This is a genomic window from Salinivibrio sp. ES.052 (assembly GCF_900141775.1).
Classification (GTDB): domain Bacteria; phylum Pseudomonadota; class Gammaproteobacteria; order Enterobacterales; family Vibrionaceae; genus Salinivibrio.
In genome coordinates this window covers 646,542-666,146 of the sequence record NZ_FSRI01000003.1, presented here as the reverse complement: position 1 = coordinate 666,146, position 19,605 = coordinate 646,542, and the positions used below count along the sequence as shown (strand labels likewise).

Genomic DNA, 19,605 nt, shown 5'->3' with positions numbered 1-19,605 from the left:
CGCGACGATTCAACATAAGTATCCATTTACCATAAAATAGCTAATCACCACTTTCTTTAATCAACTCAGCTCAAGTGTCCCGCTTGACCTAAGCTGCTTCAAGCGCGCGGTGATAAGCCAAACAGATCTGCGTTATCTTATACTTTTACCGCATTGAAGCGTCAGCTCGTCAAAGTCACGGCAATTGCTGTCGTGACCAGCCTATTCCCCGCATTTCTCGCGGCGATAGAAAAACCTGTGATTGTCAAAGCAAATACCCACAAAGATTGATAGCTTACTTCTGTAAGAAACTCACCGAAGTATTGCTTCGCGACGAGCAAGGCAAAAGCAGTGACAAAAGACACTGCCGCTGCATCCCGATACAGCAAATAAGCTCTGTGAGTTGAAATCACTTCATCCTGCTTATTGGATGGACGATAAAATGTCTTGTACCAATAACTGTTCTGCTCACTACTATTTTGCTTTAAAGAATCAAACTCGGCCACGTGGGCTTTCAGGGACTCGGTATCAATACGCTGGTCTTTCTCTGCCAACGGTATAAAACGATGCCCTGGTAATACATCGTGCCATCGCCAAAATACTAAGACACTTTTCAGGTCAGCAGGTATGAGGTGGCTAAGCCACCCCGAAACCGCACCTATTGCTAACATCGAACCACTCGTGTCTCTTAGTATATCGACATAGCTGATATCAAAAACATTTTGATTAACCAGTGATATTACGGCGAATTGAAGAACCATCAGTACTGAAAGCGGGACAATGTTATTAGCTTTTATAGAGATTCCTGCCATTATGCGACCTCTTCTTCATAGTCGAAGTGATATGGCTCAGGATCCATACTACTCCACCCATCTCGGCTAGGCGCATTGAAATTGTGGCAAATAGCGGTACCTCTCGTCGCTAGAGCTTTGACTCCTCGGTGTGTGAAAGCATTCATCACGGCTTTTCGTGGGTGCTTAGGCTCGCTGTATTTAGCTGTGGAGGCGATTGCCGTGATATTTCGAGAAGAGCCTTGGCTAACCGGCTCACCAACCAAACGATTTAGCACTGTCGTTCCGATATTACGTTTACTCCCATGATGCGGGATCTGCATAAATCGAAGGTCTGCTCCACTGGTACACTGCTCGATTATATCTGCCGCGTGTTCCAGCGCCTGGATGCCCGCATCACCTGTAAAAACCGAGCGTCTTCCCTCGACTATCAATTGGGTGATCACACTGGAGTTGTTCTTCGCTGATGTGATCCCTTCATCATCAATCTGATCTTCGCCCCAAGTAGCGAAGAAACGACGAATAGATGCCGCTGCTTTGTCAAAAAAACTTTCTAATGCACTTGTTGCACTCGCTTTCTCTGGCATACCATCGAAATTAGGAATGAGAGATTCGTAGTATTCGACGGAAGGACCGAGCACCTTAATCCCGCCGCCTGTATCCGTTACGCCCGTAAAAGGTTCACGCACGCTAATCCCTTTCGACTCAGCCAGCTCAACCAATGACCAAGCTTTTTCGAGATTTTTCTTAAGGCGCTCCCCTAAGCTTTTGTCCGTTACGCGCCCGTCTATGAATTTGCTAGCAAGCCCTTGGTTATGCAGCCACGGCTGATGAATCCAAAGTTCTTTTACTTCGAGTTCATTGAGTACGGCTTCTAACCCGTTGATGTGGTCTTGGTCAGCATGAGTATTAATAACCAAATCCACTTTGGACGTCCCGAAACAAGTTGTGATGTGATCAATAATCTTTGAACCTGTGCTTTGAAAGCCACCGTCAATCACTACTACCGTTTGTTCGTCACGGTGCCCGTATAGATTCCCGTAGCGAAGTACAATCGCGTCACCACTCTTCGACTCTTCCCCAACACCTAAAAAATCAATTTCGTAACCCATCACTTTTTCCTCTTTCTATAAAAGTTAAGAGTTACTAATCAACTAGCATGCCAAATATTAAATGGTTGTTTTTAAGCCTTTTAAGTGAATGTTAAGCTGTGCGATATGTAATTATTTTCACTAGTGGTAATAAAAATTACCAAAAACTTCGCCAAAGATGACTAGCTTATTGATATCTCCTACAAATGATAATATCCAGATCCTTAAATCTTCATCTTCAGTTAATGAGTATAGCTGCCAACTGAGTGACAGCCTTCGTCATTATCTCTTTGAATCATTTAAATTATTACAATAAATTAACTGCAATCCAAGTAGACCAATTAGCACTATTGGCCACCTTAGCTAATTTATAAACCTCAATTAGTCTTTTTATCTGATCGTGAGTATCTCTCATGAAATCAAATCGATGCATCCCACCAGTAAGATCTAATCTCCAATACCCAAAACCTTGGTCTAGAGTAACTTCAACTATATCGCCAGTGGAAAACTGTAGATTTATTGCTCTTCGGTGAGGCACTTCGCGTTTGTTCTCTATTATGTTTGTATCTACATCTTTCCCCGCCATATGAGTCAACCAAGCATTTAGTATTGCGTCGTAATCATCGCGATTTTTCCAATCATGATTAACGGCAAATGGGTTTCGGTTTTGTTCATCAAAACAGCTTTTGACTTTTATTTGGCAATCCGATTTTGCTCCTAGATCCTTGAGCACTTCCGCTAATAACAATAAAGAAACTGGACTTTGTAAATACCTATCTGAATACGAAATTAAGTTAAGATCTTCTTCTCTAAGCAGCTTTGCTAACCGCTCATCTTTACTTTTTAGTAAGTTTACAAAAGATCGACCGAATTTTGAAAGAGGTCCGTTTAATTCAGTTGCGATATCAATATGAACAGCTCCCAACAAGTGAGTTGGCTCTATGGAGTCTAATTCAAAAGGCGTTGTTACTATTTCTGGTTCACTATAAGAAGTAATAGAAATGTCTTCTGCTGTAAGCCAATGCTCCCCAGGGGTAGTTGCTTTAACGTCAAGATTGGCTAACGTTGACCAACCACTACTTGTTAAGGCTTGGAAAACAATCGCCCCACACTCTTTTCCATACCTAAGCTGAACCCCGATTTTTTGTATTTCTCTTAAGAAAGTCAGAATTTCTTCATTAAATTCAACCTTAGGGACGACTATTGAAACAGCGATATTCTTCGCTAATAGTTCATGCAATTTCGATTTCATCAAGACAAGAGAGGTATCCCACCCTTCGACTTCAGAAGAAAGAACAAATAAACATTCCGATACCTTTTCATTGAGTAAATCGGTCAACTGCGCCTCGATAGTTTGAGGGCAGTATTTTCCATCCTTGATAAGGTTTTGGTGCTTAGTCGAGAGTGATACGTAATGTTTAAAATTATCCCCTAACCATTCTATCGCTAACATGCGATCGAGTTTATCGGTATCGTGTTTCGAATCCGACTCTAAAAGGCATTCAGGACAAAACGCGTCACATTGCTTCCTACAATCAAGTTTTCCAACTAATCCATTCAATATCTCGGAAATATGAAATGGCGCGGATGTCGAAAATCCGGCACCACCGCCCACGCTGTCGAACAACTGAAGCACTAATGCGTGTTGATTATCACCAATAACTGTTGGCCTAACGCTATATTGGATTTCGTTTGTAGAGACACCGAGCTGCTCTACTAAGCACTTTCGTAGTGCCACAGCTAATGTGGTCGCTATTTTTCGACCCTGCTCATTATCAGGTATGTATTCACCTGTTTTAGGGTTCTTAATCACCAGTTCAAATACATCGGTTCGGGAGTTAATACCTAAATGAATCGAAGATATTATCTTGGCAGACCCGTCACAATCAGCGTGTCGACCTACTTCATCTTTATCGAATTTACTAGGACGCGGTGGTTTATGCGCTTTTTCCAAGTTAAGTGCTTTTGGCAACTCACCTTTCGCTGTCATTGACTCTGCGCGGCCACAAGCCATGCATAACGCATACCCTTTACCCGACAATCCAGAACTATGATGGAAGACCTTGCCATTGGCATCCGACACCATATAACCAAGTGCAGGTATTGGTAATGGCGTTGCTGTACCTGATGCAATAACCCAAGAAGGTTGAACGGGAACATAATTATTATTAGAAATATTATTGGTTGGTTCTCGATAATAATCGGTAACAAAGCCTGTAGGTTGAATCACCTTTTTTCGATAATCTTTTTTGCTTGGATCTTTTTCATCATTTTTTGGAATAGCTTGGCCACAAGCTATATTAGTGCACATCAAGTTACTCGAATCAGATTGTGTTGCCAGATCTGTTTTATATCCTGTCTGACCACAACTTGGGCAACGCCAAGCTAAGTCAAATTTCTGAGAATCTTTCGCACCATCAACGTGAATTTTCTGCCAATTCAGCGAGATACCTGCCGCTCTATGTACTCTGCCATCGAGTACTATTTCTGAACCGGGAGCATACTCTCGAATTGCTACAGCTAGGTTTCGACTTGGCAATCCTCGATTGATAGAAACATTATCCTCTCGATCGAGTTTGCTAACGTTCCTAAATTGAAGCCGCCTTCTAAAATCAACGATATTATCGGTATCCAAGTTTACGACATCAGTAGGGAATCCATATCCTGGAAGGAACGCTCTTGTTGCTAAATCCCGTAGTAAGTACTCTCGACATAAACGAGACTTCTCACAATTAAGCTTATAAGCATAAGGGCCATCAGGATCAACGCCAACCAATTCATTTTCTATGTATTGATATTCATTTACCCACCGAGTGGTGATTTCCTCGATTTTCTTTGCCGAGTGCTTACAGATTTGTGTTAAAGGGACATGTCTCAACGCTGTTCCTTTAACTAAAGTAGCTAAGGCTGATTGAAACCTCTTATCACACGTTTTTACCCAATTGATATAACGTTCCGCGATAGATTTTTCGTCAATAACCTTTGAGTTAAACCACTCGAGATCTAAGTTAAATTTCTCTTTACTTGTTAAACCAACTTCTTCGATTAAAAAGCGTCCCATCAAAAATGAATTTACATGTCTTTGCACCAATTTCTCAGACGAAAATTCAACATGAGGGGCTGATATAACAGTAGTAAATGGCCATTTCGGGTTATTAAAAACCAACATATCATGGGGATTACTTTTACATAGTGTGTAACTTATCGCTCTAGATTCTTTAGATCGACCAGCTCGGCCTGCTCGCTGAAGATAGTTCGCTGGGTGTGGTGGTACATTATTCATCACTACCGCAGTAATACCACCAATATCAACGCCCATTTCCATTGTTGTAGAGCAGTTGAGGACATTTTTCCTACCAACTTTAAACTCATCCTCATAGATTTTAAGTCGCTCAGCGGATTGTTGTGCAGAGTGTTCTGCTGAAGCATAGTAAAAACCACCCTCTACCGTTCGATCATTAATATCCGTCCACAAATTCTGCTCTCTAAGTGATCTTACTTCCGGTGAATTCGCAATATCTTTGCGCGTTAAGATAAGTGAAAGTAAGAAGTCATCACTTCCTTCGAAAGCCCATACGGCGGGAAGTTTCACTTTTTCACATAGGTTGCCATCTAACTGGCCTTTAAACGGAATATAAGGAGTAATTCCTTTAAACGTAGTGTCTAGCAGTTTGTTCGTAATCGGACATATATAAGCCGAATTCATCAATGAAAAACTGACATTAGTCAGGTTCAAACTATATTGTTTATCTGCTGTTGAATCTTGCAAGATTTTCGAACCGGTTAACGCATTCCAAGCAGAAACCAACCAGCCATTAACCGTGTCCTCCCCTGCCTTACTCGTAATATCAATGCCAGTGGCGACAGTGAGCAAAGTAATTATACGTTGTTGACGTTTACTGCCTTTTCGTACTAACGGCCAACTCTTAGCTCTGTTTTCATCGACATCACTCGCGTCAGGCCCTAACAAAGTTTTAGGTGAAAAGTGCATGCCGATCCAACGAATCCATTCACGATCAATGGTTATATAAGAGTTTTCACGCACAAAAAAATCCAAACAAACTTTAAGGTAATCACGCCAATCTTTTACCGTTAGACCATAATTCCCCCAAAGCTCCGGGACAGCCTCGATTTTGTCCAATGCCGGGTAGACTATTTTAACTAACCCCTGAGTCTCTAGATTGTTTCTATTTTTTGGTCGTCTTGCAAACTCTCTCGTCAGTAGCATTTGAGTCAGTCGTAGAGGTCCTGTCGAATCATCGAAAATTTCTGGCGATAAACGCTTGTTCTCTTTTAACATCGACTCTTTTAAATCATTATCTTGTTTAATAACAGCTGCAAGATCAGGCCAAGTGATTGTTTGAGGCAAAGGTATAGCAACCGAACTACTGGCAATATCAATATATTCTTTTAGTGCCTTAGCATCTTCAGGCATGGATTTTTCGATGGATGGCAGCATAACTCGTAATTTTTCGATAGGCATACTCAAGTAGTCTTTTACGCTGTCGAGTAATGCCTCATCTATAACGACTTTCTCTTCCACATGCCTACGAAGCTCCTTAAATACCAAACCTCGCAATCGCGACCGTTCGGCTTCTTGCTGCATACGAATTGACATTTTTGCCGTTCCTTGTCGACTATCAGTAAAGGTAATTAACCGACGTCCTCGACCAGGAACAGAGTTAGGGCCTATCTTGGATTCTTTATCCACCTCAATATCTGGGCAGTATTCCGATACTGTTGGTACAGCAATCGCTGTATAGAATGGCGCCCCCAGTAACCCTCTTCGTAACGCTTTACTGTACTGACCTCTACCTGAGTAACCACATTCGCAGCACTGTTGCGATTCACTCATCAACTCAGCTAAGTGAATTGAACTGTTTTCCAAAGATTCTTCGCGCCCAGCAGTATCAAATCCTTTTAATTGGTATTTATATTCATCGCTCTGTTTTGCTCCAATAACAACTTGAGTATCACTTGCGGTTCTGTTTTTAGAAAACTGATCTAAGCGCTCCTCGTCTACCTCTTTTTCTTCTTCATCAAGCAATGAAAACTCATCATTAATTTTTCCGGTCCATTGCTGCAAGTGACCATTGTGATCAGTTGCCAATAAATGTGGTTCGTTACAATCATTGCAAAACGCTAATTCAAGTACTACTGCCCCACAATGACATTTCTGACGATGCTCACTATAAACAAACCCAAATGGCCACGCGCCATTCAATTTAGACTGCTGTTTATTCGGGCAGTTTGGGGCAATACAGCACCACAAACCATGCAATGTTCGCTGAAAATAATGGGCTCTGAGTTTTAAAAACGCCTCACTGCTATGAGAATGTTTGGTTCCGGTACAGATATCCAGCCATCGGAATAACTCTGCTTCATTTAAATCATAAGGTTTTAATTTATCGAGTAATTCAGCGTAATGTACCGGGCCGCTATTGTCGCCAGCTAACAACTCTCGTATTTTAACGGCTAGTGCAGAACTCGCTAAAGCAGAGTAGCGACGCTCTGATACTTCCGAATTTTGACTCCGCTTCTTATCTTTGGGTTGTTCACCCTCTGGCTCTATCGCTTCTATTTCACTGATAGTTAAATCTGCTGGTGTAACTTGGGGTAAGCCAGGAACTACACGTCTTCCCCCAATGACAGCTACCTGCTCTACGCCTACATTAGCTAGCCTAGCGAGGTATTCTTTAAGTTGTGTTTCAGCTTCAGCACCCGCAATTGTTGCCGATGTCGCAATAAATCGAATATCCTCAGGCTTAACATCAAAAGCTTGCATAACACGTCTTAGCTGCAAAGCAAGTTCAGCGGCTTGCGAACCAATATACGTATGTGCTTCATCTAGTACGATCCAACGCAACTTCCCCTGTGACTTTTGGATGATGGGTGCGTCGGCTTGCCTCACCAACATATACTCCAACATGGTTCCATTGGTTACCAAAATAGGAGCTGGGTTTTCTCGCATCAACTTTCTAGAAAGTACTTCCTGAGGCTGCTTTCTTTGCCTTTGCCTATCTTGGGCTTTAAGGTCATTAGGAGTATTTCCGTTATATAGACAAAATCGAATATCACCATTAAAGTGCATCGTCCAAGCATTCAATCGTTCTTTCTGCGAGTTTATTAACGCATTCAAAGGATATAGAAATAACGCTCTCACCCCTGTTAACGAACTGCTTGTCTGCTGTGTCTCTCGGTACAAATCTTCGAGTATAGGTACCATGAAACATTCAGTTTTGCCTGAGCCAGTACCACTGGTGATAATTTGAGATTGAGGGCGAGGATCAAGTAACCCTCTCCATGCTTCCAATTGATGTTTGTAGGGTTTTATTTCTCTATTCAATACATATTTACACTTGCAGCTACTGTCTTTTTTACACCCCTCTTTATGTGGTGAAACATCTAGTGCATTTAGTAGCTCAGGGCTGAGTAAGTTGTTATGAGCGGAGGTAGAGAGGTCTTCTATCGTTATTTCGTCTGCTTCCCAAGCGAACATTTGCTCAAACACAGGACCGTGAACAAACTTTTCATCCGTTTCCATTCGCTCACTTAAATGGTTTCTAAGAGCCGGATTCTTAATACCCAAAATACTTAAAGTCGACTCTTTTGCTCGGCTATTAGCTTGTTGTTTTAGGGTGGCAAAATATTGCTTCATTTAAGCTTCCTCTTGAGCAAATACGCATAATGCACTTTGAAATACCGGGTTAAACCAATGGCGGTCAAACTCAACAATCTGTCGTAAATGGAAATAATCTATGGAGTAAAGCGACGATGACAGTTCTTCCAATTGAACTTTCCCACACGCCACTGCCGCTGCAAAGATAGGAAAATAAAGGACGCTCTTGTGGAACCCACGAATGACTTCGAAATGAATCAGCGATTCACAGTGTTTTTTGCACCATGTTTCTAACTCAAAACTAAATGCTGTCGGCCACTCACGGTCAGACAAATGAACTCTCACCAAATCTTGGCTCCATTCAGGCAGACAATATTGAAAGACAGCTGACAAACTCGCTTCTTGTTGTATAAATTGATCGTCAATTAGTGAACAGCACTGCTTTTCAAACAGTGGCGAAAACTCAGAAAGAGTTTCTAGCTTGCTCTTAACTTTGTTATCTACCACTTTTTCAGGTAGCCCTATATCTAGTAACATCTGGCGAAACTTAACAATATGTGACCGCCAAATACTCAGCGGTATAAGCTCCCAAATAACATTGAATTCAACTTTCAAGCGCTCCATTAATTGAATGGGGTTATCTGCTTTAAACGCGAGTGCAGATAAGCAAGCAGTATGTTTCACTAATGCTTTCCACACTTCAAAGGTCGCCATTGGCAAGTGTGAGTAATTAGCAAACAAGTCGTTAATAAATCGCCAACTACTGTGGTTAAAATCATTAGTTAACATTGGAAGAACATCGGCTATCGCGTTTGGGTTAGTTACTGGATGAAATAGCGCCACAGCCTTATTTAAGGTTTTTACATCATTAGAGCGTTCAATAGGTTCACTACTCGGAATAAACTTCGCACGAAAAGCAAGCTGAGTATTGTTTGACGGAACGATTAACGCTGGCTGAGATAACTTTGTATTTAGCTCGAATACACCTGTCGCAACGCCATTTGAATATCTTTGTTGAAGGGCATGCGGTTTTTCTTCAGGGTCAGCCAAATTAATTAATTCTGGCTTAATAACTAGGTCATTTTCCAGTTTTATATTAAAACTTACTGTCTCATTGAACTGTTGAGCTTCTGTGGCATATCGTCCAATGATCGTTTGCTGCTCTTTACAACCCGCTCCTCCAATGACCATTCGAACTTCATCATCCAGCTCACCAGATGCCGCCAGTAGTTCTCGAATTCGATGACGAAACTCATATAGACTGACCTCTAGGACCTTATCTGTAACCTTGTACTCCCAATAATAAGACGCATCACGAGACCTCATCGGCCCTTTCAATTCAATATAATAACTCGCCGCTACATCTACACGCGGGAAAAACTGAATACGCGCACCTAGTAAATCATCGATAGTGATTCTCTTAGCTAAACCGTTACCATGTTTGTCAAAGGTTAACGCTCCTGAGGCAGGAAAAGGTACCCGTACTTTTATCGGGTCAGCCATCAAGTTAGCGCTAATAGAGAGAATAATATCCGCTGGCGGTGCCCCTTCGGCTGTCACGGTGATTCTTTTGCCACCGTCTATATTGGTTTGTTTATAGGAGACCTGTTCGCCTTCTATGGATACAAATAAGTTCCTTTCACAATGAAGATCGACAAAACCACTATTAGCCTGCTTAGACGGCTTTAGCTCAAGGTGGAATGACTGCGGAAGAATAGCGAGTCGTTTACGAAGCATTGTGCGATTACCACTCGCCTTTAAACGTACCGATTGAATACCAAACAAGCCCGCTTGATGGGCGTCTCCTAGCCGTTTATTACCTAACCACAATTCTGTATTTGGTTCTTGACTAGTAATAGTCGGTAAGCCCAAATAGATAGGTTGTCCAGTGCTAGAGTAATACTGTAATTTAGTCCCTCGAACACTGACTTGATCGGCTAATACTGCCGACTGACGCGTCGATATTACATAGGTATCGTGTTCATCTTCTTCAGTACTATAATCAACCTTAATTTCTCCACTAAACTCAACAAGCTGATGGTGATCAGTTGTTACCGTCGAGCACAATTCTGGAAACTCGGCGGTGTAAGTCGCATCTTTTAGTAAGATGGCTTTGAGTTGGTCAGCTTTGGTACTCACGCTTCCTTGCCCTACGACCCAATCATGCTCACCGTCTGACCTAAGTACAATCGGCATCTCATTAATAGCGAGGTCAGAGTTAGGAATTTCTTCTCGATGAAGCTCAACACCGGCTTGTAATACCACCAAATACAGATCCTGCTCTATGGCTTGGCGACGAAACTCACAAGCAGGAGTTCGTAAAATAACCTTGGTTGCCTCTCCTTCAAAGGTTGCATGCCCAACACCCAACTCAGCAATGACTCGATTGCCTTCTTGTATAAATAACTCAACTCGACTGTTAATCAATGTTTCGCGTTTAAAAGGCATAGGTACCGTCTTCATCAATTTAATTTGAGTAACAAAACCCAAGTCTTCATTGTTTGAAAGCCTTTGCCAGCAAATAATTCGTTTTGTTTGTTGTGATTTGCTTTGTCGCTGAACGGACGCAGAAGTAAGCAAGCCTGTGAGAAATTCGCTGCCAGTATCTGTATCAAGTGGAATTGGAAATAGATCTCTCCAATTGGGCAATTGGTTATCTAAATGGTTGGCAGGTTGCTCTTGTTGCTGCAGATTGTATTCATCAGTTAAACGCAGCAATAGCTCCGCCATATTAGTGATAAGATCAACCGTCGTTTCTTGTCTAAATGCTTCAGGTAAATGTTCAAGACCCTCCGACACCAACTGAAAGGGCGACTGACCGTATGCCTGTGCGTCATCAAAAACCCTAAGAATACGCTTAAAGATTGCTTGGAATCGGCCACCTTCGCTCGCTAATAAGCCATAAGGTAGCCCTCCCTCTCTAAACACTGACCCAAGAAAGCTATGTCTATCATCGTTATATTGGCTAACGGTACGCTGCCAGTATTTAAAACCAGCTTTTACTACCTTACTACGCAGGTTAGCATCTAACTCAAACCCTAAACTACCTGATATACCCCTCCAGCTCCATCCGCCTTGGTACTGTCGTCGATACCATTCAGCACTGAATAGGCAAAAAGCTGCGCACCACCTGCTATCATGGTGCAGCCTGGTTGATAGACTTTGGTTTTTTAAACAGCACTGTAAATGATGATATTCTGATTCGGATAATTGATAGGTAAATAGCGGTTGACCTGTGGGTTGAGATAATTCTCGTTTCGTCAAAATCGTTCGTAGGCAACCATTAACCGAAGTAGAGCTTAGTATTGTGCCTGTCGATTCAAGCATGCTGCGGGAAGTTGTATCCATTTATAACCTAACCTTATTTACTTCACTGTAAGCTTGCTAAATACTTCGCTCTTATCCATCTTTCTATGAGCCAATGAACTGCAACAAACATTCCAACCTGTAACAAGCCGGTTTATCAAGGAACAAGTTGGTAATCACACTTTAAAAATAGTAATCAAGATTACAAAAGCACTTTGAGGATCAGTTACCGCATAGTTTTCAGAAAATGCGCCTAATTCAGCCAACTCGGGCCAGTCTTTTCTGAGATGTTCAAAGTTCACTGACGTTTTCACTCTTATTGTACTCCTGACCTCAATCAGCAATTGGCATGCCACTCGGGTGTCATTTGCTCGCCTATTCTTCGATGCCTAGCTTCATCATCCAGCCGCTTAACGTCTGGTGACTCTTCAGTCCTAGAGCTTCCGCCGCTTTAGATTTATTGCCACGACTATACTCCAAAGCCGAATGAACTGCATTTTTTCTTATACTATCAATATGTTGCTGAATGTCTCCCGGAACGGTAAATGCGCTCGAGCCAGCCCGGCTCTTACACGCACTCAATACCGAAGATTGGAGATCTTGAGCTGAAATAGAGTTAGACTCTGACCACAAAACAGCTCTGTTTAAGGTATTCCAAAGCTCCCTGATATTGCCAGGCCATTGGTAAGACTGTGCAAACTTTATTGCATCATCGGAAATTTTTTTACTATCAAACAGTGGATGCTTTTCAGCTTGTTGATTGATTTCGGTCATCAGGACATCGATGAGTGAAGGAATGTCTTCAACTCTCGATCTCAGTGGGGGCATTTCAATAACACCTACTGCGAGTCGATAAAACAGATCTTCGCGAAATGTCCCCTCTGATATCATCTGAAAAAGGTCTTGATGTGTTGCCGCAATAATGCGCACGTTGATCGTCTTCGTTTTAACGTCACCTACCCGAGTGATTTCTTTTTGTTGTAGCGCTCGGAGCAATTTAACTTGAACGTTCAGTGGAAGTTCTCCAACTTCATCAAGAAACAAGGTGCCGCCATCCGCTTGTTCAAAAAGCCCTGCGTGATCGCTACCTGCCCCAGTAAAGGCTCCTTTTACGTGGCCAAACAAAACAGAGTCAACCAAGCTTTCTGGTAATGCGCCACAATTAACCGCTCTAAATGCCTTGTCGGCTCGAGAGCTGGCATTGTGAATGGCTGTCGCCATCACTTCTTTACCTGACCCGCTCTCGCCTAGAACAAGGGCTGGTAAATCCGATAACGCAAGGCGTTGAGCTTTTTTAACCAAATGTCGCATGGTGGTTGACTTAGCAGTAATTGAGCCAAATGCCGGATCTAATTTAGGATTATCGGAAGTAAGTTCCTGCAAGGCGTCGGTGGAAGCTTTGGTGTATTCAGTGGCAAAATCGACTGGGATCTCAACTTCAATTAAGTCGCCCTTGGGAGAGGTTTGGATTAACTGACATTTTCCAATACTTTTACCAAGCAATACAGAAATGACGGCCATGGTGGGTGATCCGGAAGTGAGGTTGAGATAGATATGGTCTGAATCAGCAGAAACTGCGTGAAGCTGTTTCTGCATCACCTTTGTTATCGATGAATAGTCAATTGGGGACGTTATACGAACACGTTGAATCGTCACCGAGGTTCTAGATCGACCCGCGCAAGCGAGCTTTTTCTGCAACCAATCTTTGTAGTCATGCCACTCATCCTCCCATGTACTGGCAAGGATAATGATACGGTCGAGCACTTTACTCTTGAGCGCAATCGAGGCGATAGAAGCGGACCTGTCCGCTTTCATATGATCCAGATCTGTTCTACCCAGCCAGCTGAGCAACGTTGCCATTTTAACTTCCGTAACTATTTTTACCTTTTGAGAGAAAGTTTACAGTAAGTGGCTTGGAGTTGATATTACCTTGACCAGATAGGTAGTCATCTGTCACACATCGTACTTCCGTATCAGTGCTCTAGGCTTGTGGGATGTCTCGCCGGGCGGCGCTAGTAAGGTGATGGCGGTAGCCGTTCAAACTCATCGATCACTTTAACCATGTTAGGTGGCGTATCACTCCATCGCCAAAATACGATGTTTTTCATCCTTCGGGTGGCGCTACGCGCAAAACTGGGCACAATAATGGCGTTGACCTTTGCACTGATAAGCTGTTTCGATAAGTGCCAACTATCGGGAGTTTGGCTCTGGGTCACTTGATCTAACCAAGCACAGCTTAGCGTCGAGGGCTTGATGCCACAGTTTAGCAGCACTGTCTCATCGGTCAGGTCTAGTACATTGTCACAGTCGACATCATACTGACATATTGTCAAAGGCTGAGCTTTAAAACGAAACCCCTGCTGAGCCTCTACCCATGCACCCGATTGAGACAATGAGGTGTACAGAGCGGCAACGCCTTTGGGGTTAAAGCGCCCACCATTGCGTCTTGCTCCTTCCCCACAGTGAGGCGCGTATGACCAGCGAGGGTTATGGCCACGAAATACCGCACCTTCAAAGCGAAATAGGTATTCCTGTAGCTTTTCTTTACGCATAACCGCCTTCGCTCGTATGGTTAAGGTAGGCTCTCAGCGCGTCCATTCGATCGTGTTTAACCAGTTGCTCTGCGGTTAATCCGCCAAACTCTGGTAGCCCTTCGCTCCGATACCATGCGTAGGCATGAAATTCATTTCCCGTCCACGGAAGGATTCGGTTGATCACTTCTGTGCAGTTACGCAGTTGTTGCTGTGCCTTGATCGTTGAGTATCGCTCTGTGCGGCTTAACGTGGAATAAGGTAATCCAGACAAAGACGCGATTTCTTTCAAATTGGTATGGAAGAACGCGGCCATTTTGCTTGGTTCGACGATACCCTCTGCGTTCATGACTGCATCTAAAATGGATTGGTTCATTTCGCTCACCATGTCAGCAATATTTGACTTATATACATCCAATATGATTGTCAGTATGGTTATTGTCAAGGCGAGTATGCGCTTTGCTTAGCGTATCAATCATGGCACGTGTAGGGCGACGGATTGTGAAGTGTCATCTTATGCGCGAATTCCATTCGTTAACCTTTTTAGTATGCAGAAGGTTTGCTACAGTCTCGCTAGTTTTAAACTCATTCGTTACATAAGGATAACCATGAAAGCGCACATTTGGGCTTGTTTGCTCGTGGCGTTGGCAAGCTTCAGTGCTATTGCTGAAGATGAAAACGATGTTAAGCATACCAAAGCGGCGAAAGAGCTGACGTCGTATGCTGAGCAAAGCATTTACGATAAGCCGTTGATGGAAAGGTACGTTTTGGATGAAATCCGAAACTTAAGAACCGACTTCCAGGCGCTAGAAAAGCGAATGGTTACTGAAATCACTGATCGTGAGTTAGAAGTGGCGGATAAGTCATTGAACTATGCCAACGTGACGGTGACCTACTTCTTTTATTTGATAGCCGGGGCGGCCTCATTGATTGCATTGGTTGGTTGGCAGTCTTTGCGCGATATAAAAACCAATACCAAAGAGTTGGCCGATCAACAACTGTCAGAGATTGCAGAGCAATATGAACGCAAGTTCCAAGCCTTAGAGCGGGACTTGAAGCGTAAAACGCGCATTATTGCAGAAAACAATAAAGAGATTGAGCGGATTAACGAGATCCATAACTTATGGCTGCGCGCTCAGCACTCACAGACGCCTGAGCAGCGGATGGAAATTTACAATGAGATCCTGAAAATCCGTCCTGGTGATCTTGAAGCACTCACCCATAAGGCGGATGCTGCGATGGAAATGGGCGAATACCACTGGGCGCTTAGCATCAGTAACCGTGTATTAGAAGTGGATGAACGTAATGCCAATGCCCTCTTCCAACGCGCGTGCGCGTATGCAAGATTAGGAGCTGAAGATCAGGCGGTGTCTGACTTAGAGCTGGCGGTTGCAGAAAGCGCCTCGTTGCGCGAAGCCGCCCGTGAAGAAGCAGACTTTGAATCCTTGCACGGTCATGAGCGTTTTGATGCCTTGATTGACGCAGAAAGCCATGTCTAAAAACTGCACTGAACACAAAAAAGGCAGCCCACGCTGCCTTTTTTCTTATATTCTGATGTTTTAAAACTTAGCCGCCCGCCAGTTTCACCGTATGGCCTTTCTTTTCTAGATGCGCTTTGAGGGTCTCGCGTTTATCCCCTTGGATCTCAATAACCCCATCTTTTACCGCGCCACCGCAGCCACACACTTTTTTGAGTTCAGCAGCGATGAGTTTCAACCCCGCATCATCGAGATCTAGACCGGTAACGAGGCTAACTCCTTTACCTTTACGCCCTTTTGTTTGGCGTTGGATGCGAACGATACCATCGCCTTTAGGGCGGCTAGGATTTTCAGACTTTTCTTTAATTCTGCCAGTCTCTGTCGAGTAAACTAAACGATTTTCGTCAGACATGGTTTTGTTTGATTGAGGAATTTATGCTGATTATACCAAAAGCGATTGCTTGTTGGCAGTCGGAGTGTTGTGTCATTAGGTACGTTATGCTCGTAGCTGTTCGGCATTCTTATCAATGAAGCGCTTTAACCCTGAGAGCGTTCCTTTCATTAAGTTGCCTCGGACGATCATATACCATCCTTTATCGTCTTTGTCGGGGTCATCGTTCATGAGATGAAAACCTTTATATTCCTCGACTTGGCGCGTGGTAGATGCTTCATCATCATCAAAGTCAGCAGGATCGACCAGTATGCTAGTATCAGCCCACCATTCAATCGACTTTTTTACACCGTGCAACGTGCCGCAAATTACTTTTCCCCCGAGCCTAGCACGATAAACCTCAGTGGTTTCGCCGCCACCCTCGGACTTTTCGATCGTGTACCCACGATGAAACAGGCGTCGGATCATGATCTTCCTCCGGCTAATCGCTCAATGCGTCGTACTCCAGTGGATACGAGCTTTATTCATTTTTAGACTATTATCACGCTTATTTCGAGTGATTGCACCGTTCCTATGTATTGGAGGACTAGCGGATAGATAAACTGAGACATATTTCAAATATTTACTCGTATTTGCTGTTACACTATCTTTATATTTAAAAAGTTATAGTGCGTTATGAAGAAGGTATTACCCCTTGAACAGGAATATATTCAGACCAGCCAGTCCACGTTTAATACTGGACACCTGAGTATTGAACAGTGGGCTTTTATCACCCAAGGAATGTATAGTCAGAATACGTTACTTAGCTACCGTAATGACTGGCATGTGTTTGTGGCCTTTTGCCAGGAACAAAATGTTACGTCACTGCCTTGTGCTGTCACCACACTACGCCGTTTTGCTGAAATAACGGCTAATCGACGTAAAATTTCAGCCGTACGTAGGATGATTATTACCGTTGGTTTGGTCCACAAACTTCATCGATTCAAAGACCCCAGTAAACATCGGGAAGTGAAATACGCGATGGCGCGCCTACTACAAGCGAAGTTGCCAGAAAGTCGAGAGGCCACGCCCTTTCAATCTCATCACTTAGCGGCGTTAAATCAGCAGCTTGCTCCCTCTAAGCGTTTAAAAGATATTCGCGACCGTTTAGTTTGGTCTCTCTCGTACGAAGGATTATTAAAACGAAGTGAGCTCGCCGCACTATCGGTGGATGACTTGATCACCAACAAGGAACAAGCATTTATTCTGGTGGGCGATCAACGCGTACCTTTGTCTGAATCCGTCGCTAGGCTGTTGATGGACTGGTTAGACAAAACGGGGATCCATCAAGGTCCCCTACTTCGTCGAATCAACAAGCATAACCACTTGGGTGAAGCGCCGCTTGACCCTTCATCGATTTATCGGATTTTCCGACGAGCGAGTTCAATGCTTGGAGAATCAGTCACTTTTTCGGGGCAATCACCCCGAGTAGGCGCAACTCGAGCGCTAGCAAATAAAGGCATGACGATTAAACAAATCCAACACTTAGGTCGGTGGAAGAGCCCTGCCATGCCAGCACAATATGTCGGTAACACCGTTGCGAGTGAGCAAGCAAAAGCGCGCTACCGACATAAAAAACTAGCCGAGTAATCAGTTTACGCGTCGTCCCGTCGCGTGCGTAATACACGATGCTAGATATTCGTGGAAGGCTAAACCATGATGCTCGACGAGTTTAGGAAACATAGAAATGGGGGTCATTCCCGGGAAGGTATTGATTTCATTAACCAGGATCTCGTTGTCTTGGGTTAGAAAGAAATCAATCCGAGCCATATCTTTTAACCGAAGTTGCTTAAACGCCTGATGGGCGTAGGCACGAATTGTTGTCACTTGTTCTTCAGAAAGATCGAGCGCTTCAATGTGTGTATTGCTATGACTGTCATCGCTGTACTTCTCTTCAAACGTATAAAAAGAGCCTTCAGGGCAGCTTATTTCACCGGGTCGTGTCACAATGATTTCATCGCTTATCTGAAATGCAGCCACTTCCAATTCACGCGGTTTAATGGCCTTTTCAATCAAGACCTGGTCCGAAAACGTGAATGCATCCGCTATCCGAGCGTGAAGCTGCTCCGAATCAGTGACGCGGTAACACCCAACGCTAGAGCCTTGACTGGCCGCTTTCACAAATACGGCCTGATGCTCGGCAAAAAACACGGCTGCTTTCGCTTGGTTCTGTTGACCTTGGTCAGTCATAAACACATAAGGAGTGTTAGGTATACCTAGCGCATCAAACCACAGTTTTGAGGTGATTTTATTAAAGCATATCTGGCTACCTTCCGGTCCACAGCCTAAGTAAGGCAACCCCGTAACTTCAAGTAACGACTGAATATCGCCTGTTTCCCCCGGAAAGCCATGGAAACAAGGGACAACATAATGGATCGGCGTATGCTCAACCTTGCTGCACAGCATACCGTCGGTATCAAGATGACAACGCATCCCATCATCGAGATGCCAGCCATTTGGCGTTATTTCAACTTTATGAACCTTAACACGTGGTAATTTCGCCAGTTGTGACTCGATATATTGAGCAGAGACGAGGGAGATATCGTGCTCCGCACCACCGCCACCGCATAGCAAAAGTAGGTTTAGTTTTGTCATTTACTCTCTCATCACGTGCACGAGCACGTTGCCAGGACACTGTCGCCATAGTAGACAAATGTGCATCACCTTTCACCCACTCACGCCCATTTGTTCGTGTTTTGATATCTGTTTGCTGTGTGTTTGTACAGATCATCCGTGTGGATGCTCGCACATTTCCCATCGAGTACAACCGATTATCAACAAAAAAGCTGGCATGAGCCAGCTTCTCTCACTGTAATGGCACGGCGTTACTAGTTAACGCGAACCATCTCAGGTGTTGATGAGCGTTTGATATCCGCAATATCGCGCACAAAAGGACCATACTGACGAATCGTTTGTGGCAGCGCCTTTATTGCACGTTTCGCAGCATCGCGTGATGCGTATTCACCATACAACAAAGTGTACCAAGGTAAACCATCTACCATTTTCTTGTTACTCCAAAGCGGTTGGTTACTTGGAAGGCGCTTAGCGTAATCGCTGAAACCTCGGTCATGACTGAGAGCCACGACTTGGATCGTATAACCTGGACCTTGGCTAGACGGTTTGACGGTTTGCTTTTTCGGGGCCGGTTTCGGTTTGGTTTGAGGCACCGATTTGGCTGTTGCCATTGGCTGAGGGTCAGCGGTTTGCGCGGTGTTACGCGTATCCGTTGACTCAATGGTCTGACTATAGATTTCGGTGGTAACGCCACCGCCGCTGCACCCTGTTAGTAGCATAGCGATGGCCAGTAAGCCCAATTTTTTCATTGTGATTCTGTCAGTTATCCAAGTTTGCTTCATTGTGCCCCCGACCCCTAAGCCATT

Annotated in this window: 13 protein-coding genes; 2 read left to right on the top strand and 11 right to left on the bottom strand. The window is 43.8% G+C overall.

What is annotated here, in order from left to right:
- Positions 1–161: 161 nt before the first annotated feature.
- From BUQ98_RS15895 to BUQ98_RS15865, 7 genes are all read right to left on the bottom strand, one after another.
- Positions 162–791, bottom strand: a complete 630-nt coding sequence (locus BUQ98_RS15895; protein ID WP_074214743.1) for a hypothetical protein — start codon at positions 789–791, stop codon at positions 162–164.
- Positions 791–1,882: a ComEC/Rec2 family competence protein gene (locus tag BUQ98_RS15890; protein ID WP_074214742.1), complete on the bottom strand. Its 1,092-nt coding sequence runs from the start codon at positions 1,880–1,882 to the stop codon at positions 791–793. The genes BUQ98_RS15895 and BUQ98_RS15890 overlap by 1 nt, the downstream gene beginning before the upstream one ends.
- A 286-nt stretch (positions 1,883–2,168) precedes the next feature.
- Positions 2,169–8,519 carry a DEAD/DEAH box helicase gene (locus tag BUQ98_RS15885; RefSeq protein ID WP_074214741.1) on the bottom strand — a complete coding sequence of 2,117 codons (6,351 nt, stop codon included), beginning with the start codon at positions 8,517–8,519 and terminating at the stop codon, positions 2,169–2,171.
- Positions 8,520–11,828, bottom strand: a complete 3,309-nt coding sequence (locus BUQ98_RS15880; RefSeq protein WP_139294786.1) for an STY4851/ECs_5259 family protein — start codon at positions 11,826–11,828, stop codon at positions 8,520–8,522.
- Between the two features lie 333 nt (positions 11,829–12,161).
- Complete coding sequence (locus BUQ98_RS15875; RefSeq protein ID WP_074214739.1) at positions 12,162–13,646, bottom strand: sigma-54 interaction domain-containing protein; 1,485 nt, start codon at positions 13,644–13,646, stop codon at positions 12,162–12,164.
- A gap of 152 nt (positions 13,647–13,798) precedes the next feature.
- Complete coding sequence (locus BUQ98_RS15870) at positions 13,799–14,338, bottom strand: RES family NAD+ phosphorylase (RefSeq protein ID WP_074214738.1); 540 nt, start codon at positions 14,336–14,338, stop codon at positions 13,799–13,801.
- Complete coding sequence (locus tag BUQ98_RS15865) at positions 14,331–14,693, bottom strand: hypothetical protein (RefSeq protein WP_046075841.1); 363 nt, start codon at positions 14,691–14,693, stop codon at positions 14,331–14,333. The genes BUQ98_RS15870 and BUQ98_RS15865 overlap by 8 nt, the downstream gene beginning before the upstream one ends.
- Positions 14,694–14,925: 232 nt before the next feature.
- Between BUQ98_RS15865 and BUQ98_RS15860 the strand changes: the two genes are divergently transcribed.
- Positions 14,926–15,816, top strand: a complete 891-nt coding sequence (locus BUQ98_RS15860) for a TPR end-of-group domain-containing protein (protein WP_254813949.1) — start codon at positions 14,926–14,928, stop codon at positions 15,814–15,816.
- Between the two features lie 67 nt (positions 15,817–15,883).
- Here BUQ98_RS15860 and yciH read toward each other — a convergent pair whose 3' ends face one another.
- Both yciH and BUQ98_RS15850 read right to left on the bottom strand, forming a co-directional pair.
- Entirely contained in the window at positions 15,884–16,207 is a 324-nt protein-coding gene (yciH, locus tag BUQ98_RS15855) for a stress response translation initiation inhibitor YciH (protein ID WP_074214737.1), read from the bottom strand.
- An 84-nt stretch (positions 16,208–16,291) separates the two neighbouring features.
- The gene (locus BUQ98_RS15850) at positions 16,292–16,654 is read right to left on the bottom strand and encodes a DUF3319 domain-containing protein (RefSeq protein ID WP_074214736.1); all 363 of its coding nucleotides are present in this window, start codon (positions 16,652–16,654) and stop codon (positions 16,292–16,294) included.
- 207 nt (positions 16,655–16,861) lie between these two features.
- On the opposite strand from BUQ98_RS15850, the gene BUQ98_RS15845 reads away from it, so the two are divergent.
- Positions 16,862–17,815 carry a tyrosine-type recombinase/integrase gene (locus BUQ98_RS15845; RefSeq protein WP_074214735.1) on the top strand — a complete coding sequence of 318 codons (954 nt, stop codon included), beginning with the start codon at positions 16,862–16,864 and terminating at the stop codon, positions 17,813–17,815.
- Here the strand turns inward: BUQ98_RS15845 and BUQ98_RS15840 are convergent, their stop codons facing one another.
- Both BUQ98_RS15840 and BUQ98_RS15835 read right to left on the bottom strand, forming a co-directional pair.
- On the bottom strand, positions 17,816–18,820 hold the full coding sequence (locus tag BUQ98_RS15840; protein ID WP_074214734.1) for a D-alanine--D-alanine ligase: 1,005 nt from the start codon (positions 18,818–18,820) through the stop codon (positions 17,816–17,818). It abuts the gene before it with no gap.
- 233 nt (positions 18,821–19,053) lie between these two features.
- Entirely contained in the window at positions 19,054–19,548 is a 495-nt protein-coding gene (locus BUQ98_RS15835; protein WP_074214733.1) for an SPOR domain-containing protein, read from the bottom strand.
- Positions 19,549–19,605 lie beyond the last annotated feature (57 nt).

Bases quoted from the DNA above. Each gene is read 5' to 3' on its own strand.
- BUQ98_RS15895 (WP_074214743.1), bottom strand. From the start codon at position 791: ATGGCAGGAATCTCTATAAAAGCTAATAACATTGTCCCGCTTTCAGTA.
- BUQ98_RS15890 (WP_074214742.1), bottom strand. From the start codon at position 1,882: ATGGGTTACGAAATTGATTTTTTAGGTGTTGGGGAAGAGTCGAAGAGT.
- BUQ98_RS15885 (WP_074214741.1), bottom strand. From the start codon at position 8,519: ATGAAGCAATATTTTGCCACCCTAAAACAACAAGCTAATAGCCGAGCA.
- BUQ98_RS15880 (WP_139294786.1), bottom strand. From the start codon at position 11,828: ATGGATACAACTTCCCGCAGCATGCTTGAATCGACAGGCACAATACTA.
- BUQ98_RS15875 (WP_074214739.1), bottom strand. From the start codon at position 13,646: ATGGCAACGTTGCTCAGCTGGCTGGGTAGAACAGATCTGGATCATATG.
- BUQ98_RS15870 (WP_074214738.1), bottom strand. From the start codon at position 14,338: ATGCGTAAAGAAAAGCTACAGGAATACCTATTTCGCTTTGAAGGTGCG.
- BUQ98_RS15865 (WP_046075841.1), bottom strand. From the start codon at position 14,693: ATGAACCAATCCATTTTAGATGCAGTCATGAACGCAGAGGGTATCGTC.
- BUQ98_RS15860 (WP_254813949.1), top strand. From the start codon at position 14,926: ATGAAAGCGCACATTTGGGCTTGTTTGCTCGTGGCGTTGGCAAGCTTC.
- yciH (WP_074214737.1), bottom strand. From the start codon at position 16,207: ATGTCTGACGAAAATCGTTTAGTTTACTCGACAGAGACTGGCAGAATT.
- BUQ98_RS15850 (WP_074214736.1), bottom strand. From the start codon at position 16,654: ATGATCCGACGCCTGTTTCATCGTGGGTACACGATCGAAAAGTCCGAG.
- BUQ98_RS15845 (WP_074214735.1), top strand. From the start codon at position 16,862: ATGAAGAAGGTATTACCCCTTGAACAGGAATATATTCAGACCAGCCAG.
- BUQ98_RS15840 (WP_074214734.1), bottom strand. From the start codon at position 18,820: ATGACAAAACTAAACCTACTTTTGCTATGCGGTGGCGGTGGTGCGGAG.
- BUQ98_RS15835 (WP_074214733.1), bottom strand. From the start codon at position 19,548: ATGAAAAAATTGGGCTTACTGGCCATCGCTATGCTACTAACAGGGTGC.